We start from the raw sequence: 1,623 nt of genomic DNA, 5'->3' as shown, positions 1-1,623 counted from the left end.
GGCGGCGTGGTCGGGGCCGGCCGGGGCGGTGGTGGGAACCGGTGGGGCGGCACCGTCGGCGGGGCGTCCGGCCGTGGTCATGTCGCTCATCGGGCGGACGCCCCGCTGCCGGGCCGGGTCTGCGGGTGCAGGCCCCACCAGGCCGCCAGGCCGATCATCACGGCGGTGAGCACGGTCGAGGGTCCCCCGATGTCTGCGTAGACGAAGTCGACCAGCTGCCACACGAGCAGTCCGGCCGCGACCAGCCCGCAGTCCGCGGGACGGCCGTCGCGGGCCTCGACCCGCAGGCGGCGTACCGAGCGGGCGAGCAGCGCGAGCCAGCCGCCGGCGAGCGCCGACAGGCCGATGAGGCCCTGCTCGCTCAGTACGAGCAGGTACATGTTGTGGGGGGAGAGCAGCGGTTCGCGGTGGAAGCCGCGGCCGGCGCCGGCGGTGTCGCTGCCGGAGGACAGTGCCAGCGAGGCGTGGCCGTCGCGGTGGGCGGGAAAGCCCTTCAGGCCCACGCCGGTGACCGGGCTCTCGCGCCACATGGCGGTGGCCGCCGCCCACATGGTGTAGCGGTCGGTGACGGACTGGTCGGGCGCGGCGGTGACCTGGGTGATGCTGCCGAGCCGCTGGCCGATGAGTTCGGAGCCGACGCCGGCTCCGCCGACGAGCACGACCGCGGCGGCGGTCAGGACGGCGAGGACGCGCAGCGCGAGCCGTAGGCCGGCCAGCAGCAGCACGGCGAGCACGGCGACCGCCCGGGCCCGCGCGGAGTCGAGCATGGGGGCGAGCAGTGCCAGGAACACCGCCGGGCCGGCCGCGTCGAGACCCCAGTCCGCCGGGTCGCCGAGAGAGCCGGCGCCCAGCGCGCCGAGCAACGTGGTGGCGTTCCACAGCACGTACAGCGTCGCTCCGGTGACGAAGAACCCGATCCGGGCGCCTCGTCGGTCCCGCTGTGCCAGCGCGACCGCGGAGGTCTCGTCGATGACCCACTGCGCGGCCAGCGGCCGGTGCCGGCCCGGCAGCCGCAGCACGTCCGACAGCCGCAGCCCGTAGAAGGCGTTGCGGACTCCCAGGAACAGCGCACCGGCGGCAGCCGCCACCGCACCGCTGCCGGCGGCGAGCGCACCCACCAGGGCGAACTGGGAGGCCCCGGTGAACACCAGGAGGCTGAGCGCGCAGGTCTGTGCCAGGCTCAGGCCGGCGCCCGCGGAGGTCACGCCGAAGGCGAAACCGGAGAGCCCGACGGCGACCCCGACCCCCAGGGCGTCCCGGATCACCGCCCGGTCGGCGCGGGGAGGGCCGGCGGAAGGCGCCTCACCGGAGGGGTCCGGCGGATCTGCTGCTGTCACTCGTTGTTCCACTCGCCGGAGACTAGGGATCCGGCGGCGGCGCGGTCTTGTACGTTCTTGCGCCCGGCAGGGACGGGCGGCGGCACGCCGTCCCCGGATCCGTGCCCTCTTGGACGCTCCCCCGGTCAGCCCGCGGTGCGTTCCCGCTGGTAGGCGCCCGGCGGCACACCGACGATGCGGCGGAAGTGCCGGCCCAGGTGCGGCTGGTCGGTGAAGCCGACCGCCACCGCCGCGTCGGCCGGCGAGGTGCCGCCCTCCAGCAGCAGCCGTGCCCGGCGGACCCGGG

Annotated in this window: 2 protein-coding genes; both read right to left on the bottom strand. The window is 76.1% G+C overall.

The genetic code is table 11. From position 1 onward, the window contains the following. Positions 1 to 86 precede the first annotated feature (86 nt). Complete coding sequence (locus tag ACYVE9_RS25935) at positions 87 to 1,337, bottom strand: AzlC family ABC transporter permease (protein ID WP_461030328.1); 1,251 nt, start codon at positions 1,335 to 1,337, stop codon at positions 87 to 89. A 125-nt stretch (positions 1,338 to 1,462) separates the two neighbouring features. After that, positions 1,463 to 1,623: helix-turn-helix domain-containing protein (locus ACYVE9_RS25930; RefSeq protein ID WP_461030329.1), on the bottom strand; the 161-nt coding region annotated here is incomplete at its 5' end.

This window comes from Streptomyces sparsus (assembly GCF_054776295.1).
The sequence above is the reverse complement of the archived record's forward strand: the minus strand, read 5'-3'. Positions and strand labels throughout refer to the sequence as shown.